Source organism: Vibrio sp. V08_P9A1T1 (genome assembly GCF_963874405.1).
GTDB lineage: Bacteria > Pseudomonadota > Gammaproteobacteria > Enterobacterales > Vibrionaceae > Vibrio > Vibrio anguillarum.
The window spans coordinates 1-19697 of the sequence record NZ_CAWNIB010000166.1 but is presented as its reverse complement, the minus strand read 5'-3'; the positions used below and the strand labels follow the sequence as shown (position 1 = coordinate 19697).

Below are 19697 nucleotides of genomic sequence, written 5' to 3'. Positions count from 1 at the left end.
AACAATAGGTAGCATTATGTCTGGAGAAAGAAAACGCGGCTTTTTACGTTTAGATGCAGACGCTAATATTGAACAAGCCAAAAAGTGGGGGTTGCCGGACTACGGCGCAGAGATCAATAAAAAAGCCAAAGAAACGGCAATGAACTACGACCCCGGTTGGATGCCAAGTTTTGATGAGCCAGTGGTTGAAGAGCCGCTGCAACTCAGCGAAGAAGAGATTGGCCAGATCAAACAAGGGGCTTATCAAGAAGGTTTGCACCAAGGTCAAGAAGCCGGATTCAAACAAGGCTATGAAAAAGGCAAAGAAGAAGGACTGATTGCAGGACACCAAGAAGGTGTTGAGCAAGGCAAAACCGAGGGTGTCGCTGAAGGGCAAACCCTTATCCAGCAGCAGGTTGATATTTTCGTTGGTCTTGCCAATCAATTTGCTCAACCGCTAGAGTTGATGAATGCCCAAGTCGAAAAGCAGCTGGTCGATATGGTTTTAACCTTGGTCAAAGAAGTCGTTCACGTTGAGGTACAAACCAACCCGCAAGTGATCTTAGATACCGTCAAATCGTCGGTTGAGTCCCTGCCTGTATCTGGTCATGCCATCACATTAAAACTCCATCCAGAAGATGTTGAAGTGATTCATTCTGCTTATGGCGAAAAAGAGCTGGATTTCCGAAACTGGACATTGGTCAAAGAACCGGCATTAAATCGCGGTGACGTCCAGATTGAAGCAGGTGAATCGAGTGTGAATTATCGAATGGAAGATCGCATTCGTAGCGTGTTGAAAAGTTTTTGTGGCACCAATCGTCACCAACAAGGTGATCAATAGTGTTGTCTCTTGCCGATCGCCTTAGTCAATACAAAACCGAAGGGTTAACCTGCCGCCCAATGGCATCGGGCAAATTGGTCCGTGTGGTTGGTTTAACCCTTGAGGCTACCGGTTGTAAAGCCCCTATTGGTAGCTTATGTAAAGTAGAAACCATGTCCGGAGAAATGGAAGCGGAAGTGGTTGGCTTTTCTGGCGATAACCTCTATCTGATGCCCAGCGAACAGATAACAGGCGTACTGCCCGGAGCTAAAGTTACCCCAATGACAGGGGATGCTGGCCTCCCAGTTGGGATGGAGCTGCTTGGACGGGTGATTGATGGTGTCGGTAATCCACTCGATGGGCTGGGGTCTATTTATACCGAAAAGCGCGCATCGTTTAATGCTGACCCCATCAATCCATTAGCTCGCAAACCCATAACAGAACCTCTGGACGTTGGCCTAAAAGCGATCAACGGTTTACTGACGGTGGGTAAAGGGCAGCGGATTGGTTTATTTGCCGGTTCTGGTGTCGGTAAGTCGGTAACGCTTGGCATGATGACTCGTGGCACAACCGCTCAAGTGGTGGTGGTGGGGCTGATTGGTGAACGTGGCCGCGAAGTAAAAGAGTTTATAGAAGAGATTTTAGGCGTTGATGGACGTCAACGTTCAGTTGTAGTAGCCGCGCCTGCGGACTCCTCACCGCTGATGCGTTTAAAAGGCTGTCAAACCGCGTTAGCGATTGCGGAATACTTTCGTGATCAAGGGTTAGATGTATTGCTACTCATGGACTCGTTGACTCGTTTTGCCCAAGCGCAACGTGAAATTGCGTTATCTGTGGGTGAGCCGCCAGCCACAAAAGGTTATCCGCCATCGGTGTTTGCTAAACTGCCCGCCTTGGTTGAACGAGCGGGAAATGGCGGTCCTCACCAAGGATCGATTACCGCTTTCTTTACCGTGCTCACCGAAGGGGATGATCTACAAGACCCGATCGCTGATGCATCGCGAGCCATTCTTGATGGTCACATTGTTTTATCACGTGAAATGGCCGATGCCGGACATTACCCAGCGATTGATGTAGAGAAATCGGTTAGCCGTGTCATGCCACAAATCACCACCGATGAACATCTGTTGATGTCGAAAGCGGTGCGTCAAATACTCTCCATCTGCCGGAAAAATCAAGATCTCGTCTCTATCGGTGCTTACAAGCCGGGGACGGACCCTGCGATTGACAGTGCATTTACGCTAAAACCTAGACTGGATGAATATTTGCAGCAAGGGATGAAGGATTCGGTTCCTTACGACATGTGCGTCAATATGCTCAAGCACGTTTTGCAAGTGGGGTAATCGATGGATAACGCACTCGAGTTTTTGCTTGACCAAGCCAAAGACAAAGAAGAAAAAGCCGTGATGGCGTTATCTAAATCGCGTGATGAGTTAGAGAGTTATTACAAGCAGTTAGCGCAGATTGAACAATACCGACTGGATTATTGTCAGCAGCTTATGGAGCGCGGCATGTCAGGTTTGACGGCGAGCCAATATGGACACTTAAACCGATTTCTTACCCAGTTAGATGAAACCCTTGTCAAACAAAGAGATGCAGAACAACACTTCAAAAATCAGGTAGAGAACTGCCAAGAGCATTGGATGGAAGTGAGAAAACAGCGACGCTCTTACGAATGGCTCATTGAAAAAAAACAGATAGAAGCGCAACGTCTGCAAGATAAACGAGAGCAGAAGCAGATGGATGAGTTTTCTACACTGCTCTTTAGTCGGCAACGTTCTAATCAACACAAGTTTTAAGCAACATAAGTTTTAATCAAAATAAGTTTTAAGTCACTGACGCCTCAAGTCGTCAACGTGTCCAATAAGATGGGTGTCATACTTTCTTATCGATATTGAAGGCTTGGCTCATTTCTTGCTTCTGACTAATCACGGAGTTCATTAGGTTAATCCACTGCGCCATCGTCAAAAAATGATGAAACATGGCTTACTGGCCAATAATGAATCCGCGTCATCCTCTGTTTTTAGTGCGAGCATCATGGATATGAATGTAAATATTACAACACCATCCGACACCTCTAAAATGGCCAGCGTGAGTAAAGCAGGCTCTGATGCGGTGAGTGAAGGTTCTGAATCTCAAGGTTTTTTTGAAAAACTGACCGCCCTCATTATGGGTCGTAGCACTGAATCTTCGGCAGAAACCGACTTTAAGGCGCTGGATGAGGGAGCTGTGCTCACCGATGACGTAGCATCCCAAAGTAGCGATGCCTTGTTAGATAAAGAACTTGGTGAGGCATTGAGTGAAGAGGCCGATGTTGATACCGCGCAAACAAAATCACCCCCTTCAGCAGAGGTTGATGACTCCGCTCTTCAGCAGAAAACAGCACAAGTGATGAGCGATGGCGATGAAATCCTTGGCCGTTTAAATAGCGCCAATCAAGCACTTGCTGACCAAAACGGCAAAACCTTGCCACAAAACACTCATCCGGTAGACGTGCAAATCGACGACAACGCAGGTGACTCCTCGGATCAAGTGGAGCAAAAAGCGCCAGCGGCTGCGCAAATATCAGCACAGGATGCATTCGCTAAACCCACTACTGAACCAGTAGCACCGACGTCAGTGAATGAGCAAGCTCCATTATCTGATCAGCACATCACGGAACAAGATGCAGAGCGTGTGCTGCCTATTCAGCAGGGCAAAGAGCGTTTGATTGCTGCGGAAGGGTCACCTACGGCATCAAGCTTAAGCGCAGAGACTGAAGAGAATGGTGAACTCATCCTGCCGGAATCAGTCCGAAAATTCATTCAGCCGCCTCAAGATACAAAGTCAGTACAAGCAAGCGCTTTGTCGCAAGCGATAGAAGATGAGGCCACTTTACTTGCCACAACTGAAGGTGGCGATGCAGCAGTTAACGCGGTGGCAAAAAGTGACAACGCCATGCCCATAGAGCCATCACCTTTGGTTGAAGCGCAAGCACTTGATTCACAATTGACGACAAATTTAGCAGAGGGCAAGTTGCCACTCTCTCCATCTACGAATACACCTCAAACCGATTCGGAAAATGATCAGCAAGGACTGCCCACAGAGGCATTATTGACTGCCGCAGCCATTCCTTGGGCGAACACAGTTGTTGCCGAAGGGCAAGCATTACCTCTAGATGTGGCACAAAGTGAAACGGTCCTCAAGGGTAAAAATACGCCGGTTTCATTAGCCCATTCTGTTCAGCAAGCCTTAGCTCAGCAACAATCTCAAACCATGCAGGCTGCCGTGGCGGCAGACAAAGCCGCACTAGCATCGTCACCTCTTGTGACAGCAAGCAATGAGTTATCCAATGTACAAATACAACAGTTAGCGAATGCGGCCACGATACCAGCTGCAACCCATGCAGAATTGCCACTCAACCCCGCGTTATTCAAAGCCGGATTAGGCGCGAAAGCGTTATCGGGTGTGAATGATGCAGGGTCTGCTCAAGAGCAAAAAGAGGGCACATTAGCGCAGCAGCTTTCGAGTGCTTTGGGGCAACATGGTTTGAACGCGACGCAGAGCCGTGCTGACAACTTGCAAGCCGCGCAACAGCCTCCTTTGTTGCTTAACCGAGAAATGGCCAGTGAGCAAATGGCGGAACGGCTGCAAATGATGATGTCGAAAAACCTTAAACATGTCGATATTCGCTTAGATCCACCGGAATTGGGGCGTTTACAAATTCGTATGAATATGAATGGTGATCATACGACGGTTCATTTTACGGTCGCTAACCATCAAGCACGTGATGTGATTGAACAATCTATGCCAAGGCTACGAGAAATGTTGGCACAACAAGGTGTGCAGTTGGGTGAGACCTCTGTCCAACAACAGAGCGCTGGTCAGCAACAAGCGCGCTACACTGCCGACGGGGATGCTCAATCTGGTCAATTGGCGCGCAACGGAAGCTATTTAGACGAAGAAAACCTTGATACAGACGTCAAACTTGATTTGAATGTCGCATCAAAGCGTGATGGAATCAGTTATTACGCTTAAACTAATATTAAAAATAACGACATAGAGAACATTATGGCCGATGAAGAGTTAGGCGCGGAAGCCCCCAAAGGGAAGAAAAAACTGCTGATTATCATTATTGCTGCCGTAGTGTTACTGCTTGGTGGTGGTGGTGCAGCTTTCTTTTTGATGAGCGGAGATGAGGGTGAAGCCACGAGTGAGCAAGCCCCCGCAGCGCAGCAAGCTTTGCCAACGGATCCTGTGGCTTACGTTAATATTGCACAGCCGTTTGTGTTTAACGTCACAGGTGATAAGAAAGATCGTTTGGTGCAAATCAAAGTGCAGTTGATGGTGCGAGGTTCAGAAAACGAAAGCCTTGCACGTTACCATTCACCTTTAGTGGAAAGCTCTTTACTGGCCACTTTTGCGTCTGCCACTGTGGAACAGCTTCGTAGCCCTACCGGGCGAATTGAGCTGAGAGATAAGGCGACCGATGACATTAAAGCGGCACTCACTAAAGCGGTTGGGCAACCTGTGATCGAAAAAGTGTTGTTTACTGATTTTGTAATGCAGTAGGTGAGAAGTGACTGATTTATTAAGCCAAGACGAAATTGATGCCCTGCTTCATGGTGTAGACAGTGTTGATGAGGCGGAAGACGATGACGATGTTGCCGATAAATCGGCGATTAACTTTGACTTCTCTTCACAAGACCGTATCGTCCGTGGGCGCATGCCTACGCTGGAGCTTATCAACGAACGTTTTGCTCGTCACATGCGTATTAGTTTGTTCAACATGCTGCGTAAAACGGCTGAAGTGTCGATCAACGGCGTACAGATGATGAAGTTTGGTGAATACCAAAATACGCTTTATGTTCCGACTAGTTTGAACATGGTGCGTTTTCGTCCGTTAAAAGGGACCGCGTTGGTCACGATGGAAGCGCGTTTAGTCTTCATTTTGGTGGAAAACTTTTTTGGTGGCGATGGACGTTTCCACGCTCGAATTGAAGGGCGCGAATTTACGCCAACAGAACGACGTGTCATTCAATTACTGTTAAAAATTGTTTTCGGTGACTACAAAGAAGCTTGGTCACCGGTGATGGGCGTTGAGTTTGAATATTTGGATTCAGAAGTGAACCCAAGTATGGCTAACATCGTCAGCCCAACGGAAGTGATCGTAGTGAGCTCGTTTCATATCGAAGTCGATGGCGGCGGCGGCGATTTCCACGTGGTCATGCCTTATTCGATGGTTGAACCCATTCGTGAGTTACTCGATGCGGGTGTCCAGTCGGATAAAATGGAAACCGATGTGCGTTGGAGTTCTGCACTGCGCGAAGAGATCATGGATGTACCCGTCAATTTCCGAGTCAATTTATTAGAACAAGACATTTCATTGCGTGACTTAATGGATCTACAAGTAGGCGATATCATCCCAATTAAAATGCCCAAAAACGCAACGATGTTTGTTGAAGAGCTGCCTACTTACCGAGTGAAAATGGGCCGCTCTGGTGAAAAACTGGCGGTTCAAGTCTCTGAAAAAATTAAACGCCCTGATGTAGTAAAAACGGATCTCGCCTTTTTAGGCAAAGACATCATGTCTGAATTTGAAGATGATGACGAAGAAGATAACGAAGAATAATAGAGTAGGTAACGAAGATGGAACCAAGTGACGACCAAAGATTGGCAGACGAATGGGCAGCCGCATTAGGGGAAGACCCATCCGCGCCTAGTATTGATGTAGATGAAATTCTGGCCGCGCCTCTTGATGAATTGAAAGACACTTCACCACCGATCACCGAAGATGAGCGCCGCAAACTTGATACGATCATGGACATTCCGGTGACCATTTCGATGGAAGTGGGGCGTTCGAAGATCAGCATTCGTAACTTACTGCAATTGAACCAAGGCTCGGTGGTTGAGCTTGATCGCATCGCGGGTGAGTCATTGGATGTGATGGTGAACGGCACCTTGATTGCTCATGGAGAAGTGGTAGTGGTTAACGATAAATTCGGTATTCGTTTAACCGATGTAATCAGCCAGACTGAGCGTATTAAAAAGCTGCGTTAGCATAACGTCAGTTTACGAAAAAGAAGTATTTGGATGAAAAAACTGATCGGTTTATTGCTCTGTTCAAGCCAAGCGATGGCAGCGCCGAATGATCACTTAGATTTAGCGACCACTTTCGGGTCGCTTTTGTTCGTTATTGCGCTAATTCTCTTTTTGGCTTGGGTGTTAAAACGCATGCGAGTGCCCACGTTCGGTAATCAAAAAGGGTTGAGCATTGTACGTCAACTGCCAGTGGGTACTAAAGAGCGTATCGTTATTGTGCAAGCGGGAGAAGAACAATTTCTCGTCGGAGTCACGTCACAATCCGTCCAATTGATCGCAAAATTAGATGCCCCACTCAAACAGGAGGAGGCTGAGGTCAGTCCGTTTGCCGGTCAACTGACTCAGCTGCTAAAGAAAAATGACAAGAAATAGTCGCACGGCCTCATTGGGTTACCTTGGTCATCTATGGCATCTTTCTATGTTGCTGGTGGCATTATTGTTTACCCCGTTTGCGTTTTCAGAGCAAGAGTTAGCCACGCCAATTCCTTCCAGCACCGTAGGTGCAGAAACGGTGACAGTAACGGCGATGAATAAAGACAGTGGCGCCTCTAAAACCATAGCCGCTGGTAGCGTCAGTGGTGGTGGCGGTATTCCAGCATTTACCATGACGACCAATTCAGATGGCAGTCAAGATTACTCGATCAATCTACAAATTTTAGCCTTGATGACCATGTTGGGTTTTTTGCCTGCCATGGTCATTTTGATGACTTCCTTTACACGTATCGTGATTGTGATGTCGATCTTGCGCCAGGCAATGGGCCTGCAACAAACGCCGTCAAACCAAGTAATTATCGGCATCGCTATTTTTCTCACTTTTTTCATTATGTCACCAGTCATCAACGCCATTAATGAGCAAGCTGTGCAGCCATATCTCAATGAGCAGATGACGGCGCGTCAAGCGTTTGATACGGCTCAAGAGCCACTAAAAGCCTTCATGCTGAAACAGACGCGAGTCAAAGATTTAGAAACCTTTGTTGAGATATCGGGCTCTGACGCAACCAATCCTGAAGAGGTCTCGATGGCGGTGCTGATCCCTGCGTTCATCACCTCGGAGCTAAAAACGGCGTTTCAAATCGGCTTTATGCTATTTTTACCCTTTTTAATCATTGATTTAGTGGTGGCGTCTGTTTTGATGGCGATGGGTATGATGATGCTTTCGCCGATGATCGTCTCGCTGCCTTTTAAACTCATGCTGTTTGTACTAGTGGATGGATGGAACTTGATCCTCTCAACGCTAGCCGGCAGTTTTGCTTTATAGCGGGGGCGCGAATGACTCCTGAAGTCTTTGTTGAGCTGTTTCGAGACGCACTGTGGATGGTGCTTATCATGGTGTGCGCCATCATCATCCCGAGTTTGTTGATTGGCTTAGTGGTCGCCATTTTCCAAGCCGCGACCTCAATTAACGAACAGACGTTGAGCTTTTTACCGCGTCTCATTGTGACGTTACTGGCACTGATGTTCTTTGCCCATTGGATGACGCAGATGTTGATGGAGTATTTCTTCTCTATCGTTGAACGGCTACCACAGGTACTGTACTAGGAGCTTGAATGGAGTACCCAACAAGCCTCGTTTTAGAGTGGATTGCTAGCTATTTTTGGCCCTACACTCGTATTTCCGCCATGCTGATGGTGATGTCAGTCACTGGGGCCCGCTTTGTTCCGACCCGAGTGCGGCTCTACTTAGGTTTGGCTATTACCTTCGCCGTGATGCCCGCGATTCCTGCCGTTTCAGAGACCGTTGAACTACTTTCATTTAAAGGTTTTTTGACCACCTTTGAGCAGATTATTATTGGCGTTGCAATGGGCATGATCACCCAGTTTATAATCCAAACCTTTGTTATGCTTGGCCAAATATTGGGTATGCAAGCCAGCTTAGGTTTTGCTTCAATGGTCGACCCCGTAAACGGGCAGAACACCCCTTTGCTTGGTCAATTGTTTATGTTTTTAGCGACCTTGTTCTTCTTAGCAACCGATGGTCATTTAAAGATGATCCAACTGGTGGTATTCAGTTTCAAAACCTTGCCTATTGGCGATGGGGCATTAACGACCGTGGATTTTCGTGAGCTCGCATTGTGGCTGGGAATTATGTTTAAAGTGGCGCTGAGTATGTCTCTTTCTGGCATCATTGCGCTATTAACCGTCAACTTATCATTTGGTGTGATGACTCGTGCAGCCCCTCAGCTCAACATTTTCTCGTTGGGTTTTGCGTTTGCGCTTTTGGTCGGCTTGTTACTCTGTTGGTATATTTTAGGCGGCCTGTATAGTCACTACGAACTATTCTGGTTAGAAGGCGAGCAACAAATTTGTCGCCTTATCCGTATGAACTGTTAGGAGGCGCGTTTGGCAGAGTCAGACGGTCAAGAACGTACCGAAGACGCCACGCCCAAGCGATTGGACGAGGCGCGAAAAAAAGGTCAGGTCGCTCGTTCAAAAGAGTTAGCGTCCGTTTCGGTACTGGTGGTGGGTGCGATTGCATTGATGTGGTTTGGCGAATCGTTAGCCCGAGCCTTGTACGCTTTGATGGGTCGAATCTTCAACTTAAGCCGAGAAGAAGTGTTTGATCTCGGAAAGTTGTTTGATATTGCGGCTGGTTCTCTTGCGACCCTGATATTGCCACTCTCGCTTATCTTAATCACGTTATTTATTGCTGCATTAATTGGCGCGGCTGGCATTGGTGGAATTAACTTTTCTGTCGAAGCTGCGATGCCAAAGCCCTCCAAAATGAACCCGCTCAGTGGCTTAAAACGTATGTTCGGTTTGCAAAGTTGGGTTGAGTTATTTAAGTCCATTTTAAAAGTACTGCTTGTTTCTGGCGTTGCTTTTTATCTGATCAATGCATCGAAAGAAGATCTATTTCAACTGAGCATGGATGTCTATCCACAAAATATTTTCCATGCGCTCGATATTTTGCTCAACTTTGTGTTGCTGATCAGTTGTTCTTTATTGGTCGTGGTCGCCATCGATATCCCATTCCAAATCTGGCAGCACGCTGACCAATTAAAAATGACCAAGCAAGAAGTAAAAGACGAATACAAAGATACGGAAGGAAAACCTGAGGTTAAAGGCCGAATTCGGATGTTGCAGCGTGAAGCGGCCCAGCGGCGGATGATGGCGGAAGTGCCACAAGCGGATGTAATTATCACCAACCCAGAACACTTCTCAGTTGCGCTGCGCTATAAACAAAATACGGATAAAGCACCGATTGTGGTGGCTAAAGGCGTCGATCACATGGCGATGAAAATTCGTGAAGTAGCACGTGCGCATGATATACACATCATCCCCGCACCGCCTTTGGCTCGAGCGCTTTATCACACAACCGATCTTGAACAGGAGATCCCCGACGGGCTTTTCGTGGCGGTTGCGCAGGTACTGGCTTATGTCTTTCAGCTTAAGCAGTATCGTAAACGCGGTGGCCAAAGACCCAAACTCGATGAGAATAACATGCCGATTCCACCGGATTTACGACATTAATCCTCATCGTTATGCTGGAGCAAAAGCGTTGATGCTGAAGTTAGCGTCAGTTTAAATCACTTATCAGGAATGGAAAGCAGCACCAACACCGCGCCATGCCCGCCAAATTCAAGAGGGGCTTGATGAAACGCCATCACATCAGGATGTTGAGCGAGCCAGAGAGGAACTTTTTGTTTGAGAATGTGTTTACCGATCCCATGTTGGACACAAGCGCAGTGAATATTTTCCTTCACACAATAAGCAACCATCGCCCCGAGTTCTCGTTTCGCTTCTTGCTGTGTCATGCCGTGCATATCCAAAAACACATCCGGCACATAAACGCCACGTCTTAACCGTTTAACTTCATATTTCGACACATCATCACGAGCATAGCGCGTCGGGCCTTCATCGCTGAGTTTTGGTATAAACTCATCGGAAAAATAAAATTCGGTATCGCTGGCTTCCCGCGCAATACGGCGGATTTCTTTTTGTTTGGGGTTTCTGTTTGGCGGCTGGATTATGGTATCCTGTCGCAACTTTTTAACGCCCTTTACTGCATCCCGAAACAAGTCGAAAGCGTCATCGTGTTCGGTCTCTTTTTGGCTCATTGGGTTTGGTCATTTTCTAACAGATCGATATTGGCAGTATTGTAGCGCTTTTCGGAGGCAATTTTGGATAAGATTTTTGTAGAAGAGGCGGTTTCTGAACTTCACACGCTTCAAGATATGATTCGTTGGACGGTCAGCCGTTTTAATGCCGCCAACTTATTTTATGGTCATGGGACCGATAATGCGTGGGATGAAGCCGTTCAGCTAATCCTACCGACACTCTATCTTCCGATTGATGTTCCTCCGCATGTACTGAATTCTCGTTTAACAGGCAGCGAACGTCTGCGTATTGTTGAACGGGTGATTAAGCGCATTAATGAACGTACTCCTATCGCTTATTTAACCAATAAAGCGTGGTTCTGTGGCCTTGAGTTTTATGTGGATGAGCGAGTACTGGTGCCACGTTCACCGATTGGCGAATTGATTGAAGCGCAGTTCCAACCTTGGTTGATCGACGAGCCTGTACGCATTATGGATTTGTGTACTGGCAGCGGTTGCATCGCCATTGCGTGCGCCCACGCGTTCCCTGATGCTGAAGTGGATGCGATTGATATCTCAACCGACGCACTGCAAGTGGCGGAGCAAAATATTCAAGATCACGGTATGGAGCAACAAGTTTTCCCGATCCGTTCCGATCTATTCCGTGATTTGCCAAAAGAGAAATATGACCTAATCGTGTCGAATCCACCGTATGTGGATCAAGAAGATATGAATAGTTTGCCCAAAGAGTTCAAACACGAACCAGAACTCGGCTTAGCCGCCGGTACCGATGGTTTGAAATTGGTGCGTCGTATTTTGGCCAATGCGGCGGGATACCTCACTGATAACGGTATTTTGATCTGTGAAGTGGGCAATTCGATGGTGCATATGATGAACCAATACGACCACATTCCGTTTACTTGGCTTGAGTTTGAAAATGGTGGGCATGGCGTATTCATGCTGACTCGCCAGCAGTTGGTTGATTGCGCTAGCGACTTTGCGCTTTATATCGACTAATGCCGTACGCATAAGAAAAACGCCAGCCACAGTGCTGGCGTTTTTTTATCCATTAGAAAAATACACATTGCTTTATTTTGGGGCTTTACATCATTTCGTAATAAAGCCACTATGAATCCACGAACAATAGAATGAAGCGGTGATAGGGAGCATGTCGCTCTGTGTCATCAATATTGAGGAAGTAATGGCAGGAAACAGTATCGGACAACATTTTCGGGTGATGACATTCGGAGAAAGTCACGGTATCGCACTAGGATGTATCGTCGACGGATGCCCTCCGGGCTTAGAAATTACAGAAGCTGACTTACAGATAGACCTAGATCGTCGCCGTCCTGGCACATCTCGCTATACAACGCAGCGCCGTGAAGCGGATGAAGTCAAAATTCTTTCTGGTGTATTTGAGGGGAAAACCACAGGTACATCGATCGGTCTATTAATTGAAAATACCGACCAACGTTCAACCGATTATTCAGACATTAAAGACAAGTTTCGCCCCGGTCATGCCGATTATACCTACCACCAAAAATATGGCATTCGCGACTATCGTGGTGGTGGCCGTTCATCAGCACGAGAGACAGCGATGCGAGTGGCAGCGGGAGCCATTGCGAAGAAATATCTCAAACAAGAATTTGGGGTTGAAATTCGCGCTTACTTGTCACAAATGGGTGATGTTTGTATCGATAAAGTGGATTGGAATGAAATTGAGAATAACGCCTTTTTCTGTCCAGATGCAGACAAAGTGGCGGCATTCGACCAACTGATCCGTGATTTGAAAAAAGAAGGTGATTCGATCGGTGCAAAAATTCAAGTTGTCGCGACCAACCTGCCTGTTGGTTTAGGTGAGCCGGTATTTGATCGTCTAGATGCGGATATTGCGCATGCTTTGATGAGCATTAATGCGGTGAAAGGGGTAGAGATTGGTGACGGTTTTGATGTCGTGCAGCAAAAAGGCAGCCAGCATCGAGATCCTCTAACACCGAACGGCTTTCGCTCAAATCATGCCGGCGGTATTTTAGGCGGTATTTCGACTGGGCAAGATATTGTCGCCAGTATTGCGCTTAAACCCACGTCAAGTATTACAGTACCTGGCGATACCATTACTCGCACGGGTGAACCCACACAACTTATCACGAAAGGTCGCCATGATCCTTGCGTTGGTATTCGCGCTGTGCCCATTGCCGAAGCAATGCTGGCGATTGTGTTGATGGACCACTTACTTCGTCATCGCGGGCAGAATTTTGCGGTTCAAACCGAAACGCCTAAAATCTAATCCAGTATAACCGAATTAAAATGAAAAGCGCCCTTCTTGCTAGGGCGCTTTTGTTTTAAGCAATTTTCTGTTTGGCCAATTTCCGCGGCTGAATGAATTTTTTATCGAAACAAGTCAGCTAACTAACTAAATATCTAACATCGGAATATCTAACATCGGATTGTGGCTAATGAATCTGATTTTCAGCATCAAGCTGGAAAGAAGGCAAACGCCATTTAAAACGCACTGCCGCCATACGCAATAAATAACCCACAATAAGCGTTACTATCGTGCTGGTGACATCATTGATGCCGAATGCGAGTAAGGTTAAATAAAGCCCTGAAGCGACTAATGAAACCGAAGCGTAGAGTTCTTCATGCAGTACCAGTGGCGTTTGTCTGCAGATTAAATCGCGTAATAACCCACCAAACACCCCAGTGACCAACGCAGAAACCATACAAATGCCGGGATGCAAACCCATGCCCATTGCGACTTTTGTGCCTATGATACTGAACACAATTAGCCCCAATGCATCTAAACGAATGAACAACCCTTTGAGTTTGATTACCCATTTAGCTAAGCCTGTGGTGAGAACGCCTGCGATACAGGTAATGGCTAAAAACTCCGGATTCTTCACCCAACCTAGCGGATAATGGCCGAGTAAAATATCCCTCACCGTACCGCCTCCAATCGCAGTGGCACTCGCTACTAACATCACACCGAACCAATCCATTTTTCGACGGCCTGCACTCAATGCGCCAGTCATCGCTTCGGCAGTAATACCAATAATATATAAAACACTGAGCAACATAATGCGGTACTCCGACAGCACTTCCTTAGGTATATAAGAACCGAGAAAGCGGTTGAACTTAAAAATGGAGGCGCAAGTGTAGTAGTAAAGTCAGGCGATGGCGAATGAGATTTTATGCCAAGAAACCGTTTGACCGATTAATAAAACTAATGAAGTGGGGCGATTGAATGGCTTTACCTGACTACAGAAAAATAAGAGAATGCGTTGAGAAATTTTTGCCTGCATGACTGAGCGATGACACATCAATACCAAGACTTGATCTCCCTGTTCAATGACACTTTTTTTGAGCCATTCAATACGCGTTTAGAGCTCGGTGGTGATGAGCCGATTTACTTGCCTGCTGATGCGCAAATTAATCATCACCGCATCATTTTCGCACGGGGATTCTTTGCCTCGGCACTGCACGAAATCGCGCATTGGTGCGTCGCCGGGCCTGAACGGCGATTGATGGAAGATTTTGGCTATTGGTATCAACCAGACGGGCGAACCGCGCAAGTCCAAGCCGAATTTGAAAAAGTAGAGGTGCGCCCTCAAGCGTATGAGTGGATTTTATCGGTCAGTGCTGGCTTTCCTTTTACTGTGAGTTGTGACAACCTACACGGCGATTTTGAACCAGACCGCATCACCTTTATGACTCAGGTACATCGTGAGGTAGTCGCTATCTTACAGGTTGGGCTTCCACCCCGAGTGAAGATGCTGTCAGATGCATTACGTGCTTTTTATGGTACGACAGAATTAAGGCTAGAGCACTTTATCATCAGGTAACTAGCTAAATAATAAGAGAAAATGAGAGTTGTATGATTATTGGATTTGAAGAAAAACTGCTGGAAATGATTGATGCACGTATTGCGACGGCATCGGACGATGAATTGTTTGCGGGTGGTTATTTGCGAGGTCATATTTCTTTGTCTGCAGCCGCGTGTGAAGATGAAGGAATTGACGATCTATCTCTGTTTAAAGCACGAATTGAGCAAAGCCTAGAGCAAGCGCGCACAGAGCTTACGCCTGCCGACCGCGTGATTGTGTTCGATTTATGGACCGAGCTTCACAACCAAGCTTAAGATGAGCACACTTAACTCATTCGAATTCTTTGAATGAGTCCGTAAAATTTTTATGGTTGTTGTTAATTTGTGCGATCGCTATGCTTAAGCCATATTCGAACACACAAGGGCAACACCATGAAAGTCATCGCATTTGGAGCATCAAACAGCTCAACTTCAATCAATAAAGCATTGGCCACTTACACCGCTCACCTCATTGAAGGTGCAGACGTGGTGGTGCTTGATATTAACAACTATACCGTTCCTATGTTTAGCGAAGATCTTGAAAAAGAGCTTGGTCAAGCCGAAGGCGCTCAAGCTTTTCTGCGTGATCTTGCTCAAGCGGATGCGTTTGTTATCTCTTTTGCTGAGCATAATGGTCACTACCCAGCGGCGTACAAAAATTTATTTGACTGGGCAACACGCATTGACCGTGAACTATTCAAAGGTAAACCTGCTGTTTACCTAGCCAGCTCTCCTGGTCCTGGTGGCGCGCAATCGGTTTTGGCGGCGGCAAATAATTCTGCTCCTTATTTTGGTGGTAATGTAAAAGCGTCTGTCTCGGTACCGAGTTTTTATGACAATTTTGACTTGGCTACGGGTCAAGTGACTAATCCAGAAGTGGCGGCACAATTGAAAGACGCGATTGCGAAGCTCGTATAGCTTTCTTGTCTCGTTTTAAGTTCGTCTCACCTTAAGTCTCACGCCTTTTCGCGTGAAAAAGTGAGCATTAAAAAAGCCTTGCTGGATAAGTAAGGCTTTTTTCTATGATGGGTTTTATCGAAGAGTACGTTCGGTGATGGCTTTGCCTTTTTTGAGTTTTCTCACCCACATTCGACTTGGATGAAGCGTTTCGAGTACATCAACAGCAAGTGGTAGCGGATCGCCATTCATTTGTGAAGCCAGCAACTCAGCCATTAATGGCGCAGAACTTAGCCCTCGCGATCCTAGCCCGAGCATGCAGTACAAATGAGGATAGTGAGCCACAGATGGAGTCTGTTGCGGATCTTGGTACGTTAACGGCTGGTAGTCGAGTTTGATCTGTTCAAAGTTGCCCACATTCCCGACAAACGGCAAATGATCGCGGCTGACACAGCGAACGCCTTGGCGAGATTGATTGCTAGATGTATCGACTTGCTGTGTCCAGTTTTGGTCGTTAATACAACGGGTTAAGCGTTGTCCATTCTCTTGCTGCGCCGCCGCATCGAATGCTTGGTTGATTTGACTTCGGTCATAGCTTGCGCCAATGCAGTGCTGTTGAGTGTTGGGGTTGTGCGGCGTCATATAGCCGTCGTAACACAACACGCTGCTCAGCTTTTGCAATGTTTCTGAGGTTGGAATATGGCTCACTTGTCCTTTCACTTTGCCAAGTGGCAACGCTTGAGTTTGCTCGAAATGGTCAAATTGATGACCGTTTGCAATGACCACACACTGATGGTGCTTTTCGCTACCATTAACACTTAATGTCCACTGCCGTTGTATTTCATCCCAGCGCAAAGACTCCACCTTGTGATTGAAATAGGCGTTGAATCGCTCACTTTGGCTTAATTGGTCAAACAGGCCTTGTGTCAGTTGAGCAGGGCAAAGCCATCCTCCGAGTGGGTAATGTAAGCTGACCATGTCAGTCGGTAAGCCGACGTTTTGTAACGTTGCTTGTTGATCGCAGTAGTGCATTAGCTGAGGGTTAAATTTCCCTTCAAGCATCGCCATCTGTTTTTGGGTCGATTTTTCATCCCACATCAATTGGGTCACACCACACCAATCATGATCAAAAGGGACGGTTTGCGCCATTTGCTCAACAAATTGCCGAGCAAACAGAAAAGCGGGCGCAAAAACACGCGATACACCACTGTGGTCTTTATTCAGCAGTGGGTAAACCGCACCTTGTCGGTTACCTGAAGCACCTTGAGCGGCCTGAGGATCGGCGCAATACAGGCTGACATTGATACCGCGGCGATTGAGCATTTTAGCTAATGTGGCACTAGCAATGCCGCCGCCGATGATCGCCACGTCGGTAACATTGGTCGTCGGCGCAATCGCAAACCAAGGTTTTATATTGCTGTACGGCGTTTTGTGTTCCAGTTGACCAGCAATCATCTCTCTTTTGGTGCCAAAGCCTTTCACTTTTTTCATCGAAAAGCCTGCTTCTATCAATCCGCGTCGTACAAAACCTGCGGCGGTAAAAGTGGCGCACGTGGCTTTGTGTTTCGCCAGTTTGGCCATATTCTCAAACAGCGTTTGATTCCACATTTCAGGGTTTTTACTGGGAGCAAAACCATCCAAAAACCATGCGTCTACCACGCCTTGCTCGGTTGTGGGAACTTGCGGCATACACTCTTTGATATCACCGAACCAAAGATCAAGGGTAATGGCGCCATCATCAAGAACAATGCGATGACATTCTGGTACTGCAATCGGGTAGTGTTGTTGAAGCTTTTTCGCATAAGTCGCTAATTCAGGCCACGCTTGGTGCGCTGTTATCAAGTCGTGTTTATTGAGCGGATATTTTTCAAAACTGATAAAATGCAGCGCTTGCAATGGCGCATTTGGGTTTTGTTGCCTAAACGCATCAAATTCTTGCCATACAGCGAGAAAATTTAACCCAGTGCCAAACCCCGTTTCGGCAATGACGAATCGTTTTTGGTCATATTGGTGCCATCTTTGTGGTATATGATTTTGGGAAAGAAACACGTAACGCGTCTCTTCTAGGCCGTTAACGTTGGAAAAGTAAACGTCATCGAATTGGTCGGAAACGGGTGTGCCCGCTTCATTCCAACCCAGTGTTGCGTTGGTTATGCTGGTCATAATGGTGTAATTCTGTGAAATCGGGCGATATATAGCTCGAGATTGTACGAATTTCTGGGAAAGCTGACCACTTTTGTTATTCTTCTTAGTTATTATCTAAGCGAATTTTGAATTATAGGAATGTCACATGAAACGAGTCGTAATCACCGGTATGGGTATTGTTTCAAGTATCGGTAACAACGTCGAAGAAGTTTTAGCGTCTCTAAAAGCAGGCAAATCAGGTATTACCGCTTCTGAGCAGTTCAAAGAGAACGGTTTACGCTCTCAAGTGTGGGGTAGCCTAAAAATGAACCCTGCTGACCATATTGATCGCAAACAGATGCGTTTTATGGGTGATGCGGCCGCGTTTGCATACCTATCAATGGAACAAGCGATTGCCGATTCAGGTTTAGCACCAGAGCAGGTCTCTAATGACCGTACTGGTATTGTGGCTGGTTCTGGCGGTGCGTCGTCGTATAACCAAGTTATTGCTGTCGACACATTGCGCACAAAAGGCGTGAAGCGCGTTGGTCCTTACATGGTTCCACGTACTATGTCTTCGACTGTTTCAGCCTGTCTTGCTACGCCATTTAAAATCCGTGGCGTCAACTACACCATGAGCTCCGCTTGTGCGACGTCGGCTCACTGTATTGGTCACGCAATGGAACTTATCCAATTGGGTAAGCAAGATGTTGTGTTTGCAGGTGGTGGTGAAGAGCTCGATTGGTCTTTAACTATGATGTTTGATGCAATGGGTGCGTTGTCAACTAAGTACAACGAAACACCAGAAAAAGCGTCACGTACTTACGATGCTGACCGCGATGGTTTCGTGATTTCAGGCGGCGGCGGCATGGTTGTGGTTGAAGAGCTTGAGCATGCACTGGCTCGCGGCGCAAAAATTTACGGTGAAATCGTCGGTTACGGTGCGACATCCGATGGCTACGACATGGTGGCTCCATCAGGTGAAGGCGCTGTGCGTTGCATGAAGATGGCAATGCAAGCGGTAGATAGTGTGGATTATGTCAATACACATGGTACTTCCACACCTGTCGGTGATGTAAAAGAGTTGGGTGCCATTCAAGAAGTGTTCGCTGGCAACAGCCCAGCTATCTCGGCAACAAAAGCAATGACTGGCCACGCATTGGGGGCGGCAGGTGTGCATGAAGCCATCTACTCTACCTTGATGCTTCACCACGGCTTTATCGCGCCAAGCATCAACATTGACAATTTAGATCCAGCGGCTGATGGCCTTGATATTGTGACCGAAATGCGCGAGCAAGAGCTAACCACTGTGATGTCTAACAGCTTTGGTTTTGGCGGTACGAACGCGACGCTAGTGATCAAAAAGTATCAAGGCTAATGCGCCTACACACCTCTAATAAAAAGGTTTCCAGAGCGGGTCAGCTTAGCTGATCGAACAGACGCAGACTCTGTCCCATGGAGAGCGGGACGGGATCCTTTTGTTCTGGGTTTTTGCCCGGTTTCCGTGAGGAGCCGGGCATTTTTATGGAAAGCGGGATTTCTTCTCGACAGTCTGTGCGCTTTTCTGCACAATTCCTTCAATTTCGAAAATTGTGAACTCCGCTATGAAAATCCTTATTGATGAAAACATGCCTTATGCTGAATCGTTATTTAGCCAGCTTGGTGAGGTGGTGTTGAAACCCGGTAGAAGCTTAACGGCTGATGATCTTATCGACGTTGACGCCTTGATGATTCGTTCTGTTACGAAAGTAAATCAAGCACTATTAGCGAAAGCCAATAAATTAAAGTTCGTTGGTACGGCGACGGCAGGTATGGACCACGTTGATCAAGCGCTTTTGGCTGAAAGAGGCATCTTTTTTACTGCCGCACCGGGGTGTAATAAGGTGGGAGTGGCTGAG

21 protein-coding genes and 1 pseudogene are annotated in these 19697 nt (G+C 46.8%); 19 read left to right on the top strand and 3 right to left on the bottom strand.

Annotated features, from left to right (window positions below; translation table 11 throughout):
* The first annotated feature begins 16 nt into the window (after positions 1-16).
* The 12 genes from fliH to flhB all read left to right on the top strand — a co-directional run bounded on the left by fliH (position 17) and on the right by flhB (position 10350).
* Complete coding sequence (fliH, locus tag AACT21_RS07565; protein ID WP_013856311.1) at positions 17-820, top strand: flagellar assembly protein FliH; 804 nt, start codon at positions 17-19, stop codon at positions 818-820.
* Positions 820-2142, top strand: coding sequence for a flagellar protein export ATPase FliI (gene fliI, locus AACT21_RS07560; RefSeq protein ID WP_094164286.1), 1323 nt, complete (start codon positions 820-822; stop codon positions 2140-2142). Before fliH ends, fliI begins: the two co-directional genes overlap by 1 nt.
* Before the next feature lie 3 nt (positions 2143-2145).
* Positions 2146-2598 (top strand): flagellar export protein FliJ, encoded by a 453-nt coding sequence (fliJ, locus tag AACT21_RS07555; protein WP_010318709.1) that lies wholly within the window; start codon positions 2146-2148, stop codon positions 2596-2598.
* A gap of 172 nt (positions 2599-2770) precedes the next feature.
* Positions 2771-4816, top strand: a complete 2046-nt coding sequence (locus tag AACT21_RS07550) for a flagellar hook-length control protein FliK (RefSeq protein WP_088732754.1) — start codon at positions 2771-2773, stop codon at positions 4814-4816.
* 33 nt (positions 4817-4849) lie between these two features.
* Positions 4850-5350, top strand: coding sequence for a flagellar basal body-associated protein FliL (gene fliL, locus AACT21_RS07545; RefSeq protein WP_017045735.1), 501 nt, complete (start codon positions 4850-4852; stop codon positions 5348-5350).
* Positions 5351-5357: 7 nt separating this feature from the next.
* The gene (fliM, locus tag AACT21_RS07540) at positions 5358-6410 is read left to right on the top strand and encodes a flagellar motor switch protein FliM (protein ID WP_013856317.1); all 1053 of its coding nucleotides are present in this window, start codon (positions 5358-5360) and stop codon (positions 6408-6410) included.
* A 17-nt stretch (positions 6411-6427) separates the two neighbouring features.
* Positions 6428-6838, top strand: a complete 411-nt coding sequence (fliN, locus tag AACT21_RS07535) for a flagellar motor switch protein FliN (protein ID WP_010318705.1) — start codon at positions 6428-6430, stop codon at positions 6836-6838.
* A gap of 33 nt (positions 6839-6871) precedes the next feature.
* Positions 6872-7252 carry a flagellar biosynthetic protein FliO gene (gene fliO / locus AACT21_RS07530; protein ID WP_013856319.1) on the top strand — a complete coding sequence of 127 codons (381 nt, stop codon included), beginning with the start codon at positions 6872-6874 and terminating at the stop codon, positions 7250-7252.
* Between the two features lie 46 nt (positions 7253-7298).
* On the top strand, positions 7299-8138 hold the full coding sequence (fliP, locus tag AACT21_RS07525) for a flagellar type III secretion system pore protein FliP (protein ID WP_013856320.1): 840 nt from the start codon (positions 7299-7301) through the stop codon (positions 8136-8138).
* A gap of 11 nt (positions 8139-8149) precedes the next feature.
* Positions 8150-8419 (top strand): flagellar biosynthesis protein FliQ, encoded by a 270-nt coding sequence (fliQ, locus tag AACT21_RS07520; RefSeq protein WP_013856321.1) that lies wholly within the window; start codon positions 8150-8152, stop codon positions 8417-8419.
* An 8-nt stretch (positions 8420-8427) separates the two neighbouring features.
* On the top strand, positions 8428-9210 hold the full coding sequence (fliR, locus tag AACT21_RS07515) for a flagellar biosynthetic protein FliR (RefSeq protein ID WP_013856322.1): 783 nt from the start codon (positions 8428-8430) through the stop codon (positions 9208-9210).
* Positions 9211-9219: 9 nt separating this feature from the next.
* Positions 9220-10350 (top strand): flagellar biosynthesis protein FlhB, encoded by a 1131-nt coding sequence (flhB, locus tag AACT21_RS07510; protein WP_013856323.1) that lies wholly within the window; start codon positions 9220-9222, stop codon positions 10348-10350.
* A gap of 56 nt (positions 10351-10406) precedes the next feature.
* Here the strand turns inward: flhB and smrB are convergent, their stop codons facing one another.
* The gene (gene smrB, locus AACT21_RS07505; RefSeq protein ID WP_013856324.1) at positions 10407-10937 is read right to left on the bottom strand and encodes an endonuclease SmrB; all 531 of its coding nucleotides are present in this window, start codon (positions 10935-10937) and stop codon (positions 10407-10409) included.
* A 63-nt stretch (positions 10938-11000) separates the two neighbouring features.
* Here smrB and prmB point away from each other — a divergent pair, with 63 nt between their 5' ends.
* Together prmB and aroC are read left to right on the top strand one after the other, a co-directional pair.
* Positions 11001-11933 (top strand): 50S ribosomal protein L3 N(5)-glutamine methyltransferase, encoded by a 933-nt coding sequence (gene prmB, locus AACT21_RS07500; protein WP_013856325.1) that lies wholly within the window; start codon positions 11001-11003, stop codon positions 11931-11933.
* 184 nt (positions 11934-12117) lie between these two features.
* Complete coding sequence (aroC, locus tag AACT21_RS07495) at positions 12118-13203, top strand: chorismate synthase (RefSeq protein ID WP_026028357.1); 1086 nt, start codon at positions 12118-12120, stop codon at positions 13201-13203.
* 166 nt (positions 13204-13369) lie between these two features.
* Here aroC and AACT21_RS07490 read toward each other — a convergent pair whose 3' ends face one another.
* Complete coding sequence (locus AACT21_RS07490; RefSeq protein ID WP_026027295.1) at positions 13370-13993, bottom strand: trimeric intracellular cation channel family protein; 624 nt, start codon at positions 13991-13993, stop codon at positions 13370-13372.
* A 234-nt stretch (positions 13994-14227) separates the two neighbouring features.
* Here AACT21_RS07490 and AACT21_RS07485 point away from each other — a divergent pair, with 234 nt between their 5' ends.
* From AACT21_RS07485 to AACT21_RS07475, 3 genes are all read left to right on the top strand, one after another.
* Entirely contained in the window at positions 14228-14758 is a 531-nt protein-coding gene (locus AACT21_RS07485; RefSeq protein ID WP_013856328.1) for an elongation factor P hydroxylase, read from the top strand.
* 32 nt (positions 14759-14790) lie between these two features.
* Entirely contained in the window at positions 14791-15054 is a 264-nt protein-coding gene (locus tag AACT21_RS07480) for a YfcL family protein (protein WP_013856329.1), read from the top strand.
* A 117-nt stretch (positions 15055-15171) separates the two neighbouring features.
* Positions 15172-15696 carry an NADPH-dependent FMN reductase gene (locus tag AACT21_RS07475; protein WP_026028358.1) on the top strand — a complete coding sequence of 175 codons (525 nt, stop codon included), beginning with the start codon at positions 15172-15174 and terminating at the stop codon, positions 15694-15696.
* A gap of 114 nt (positions 15697-15810) precedes the next feature.
* On the opposite strand, the gene mnmC is transcribed toward AACT21_RS07475, so the two are convergent.
* Positions 15811-17838, bottom strand: coding sequence for a bifunctional tRNA (5-methylaminomethyl-2-thiouridine)(34)-methyltransferase MnmD/FAD-dependent 5-carboxymethylaminomethyl-2-thiouridine(34) oxidoreductase MnmC (mnmC, locus tag AACT21_RS07470; RefSeq protein WP_094164285.1), 2028 nt, complete (start codon positions 17836-17838; stop codon positions 15811-15813).
* Positions 17839-17965: 127 nt separating this feature from the next.
* Here mnmC and fabB point away from each other — a divergent pair, with 127 nt between their 5' ends.
* Together fabB and AACT21_RS07460 are read left to right on the top strand one after the other, a co-directional pair.
* The gene (gene fabB / locus AACT21_RS07465) at positions 17966-19177 is read left to right on the top strand and encodes a beta-ketoacyl-ACP synthase I (RefSeq protein ID WP_013856332.1); all 1212 of its coding nucleotides are present in this window, start codon (positions 17966-17968) and stop codon (positions 19175-19177) included.
* Between the two features lie 226 nt (positions 19178-19403).
* Positions 19404-19697, top strand: a pseudogene (locus AACT21_RS07460) (4-phosphoerythronate dehydrogenase); the annotation flags it as partial.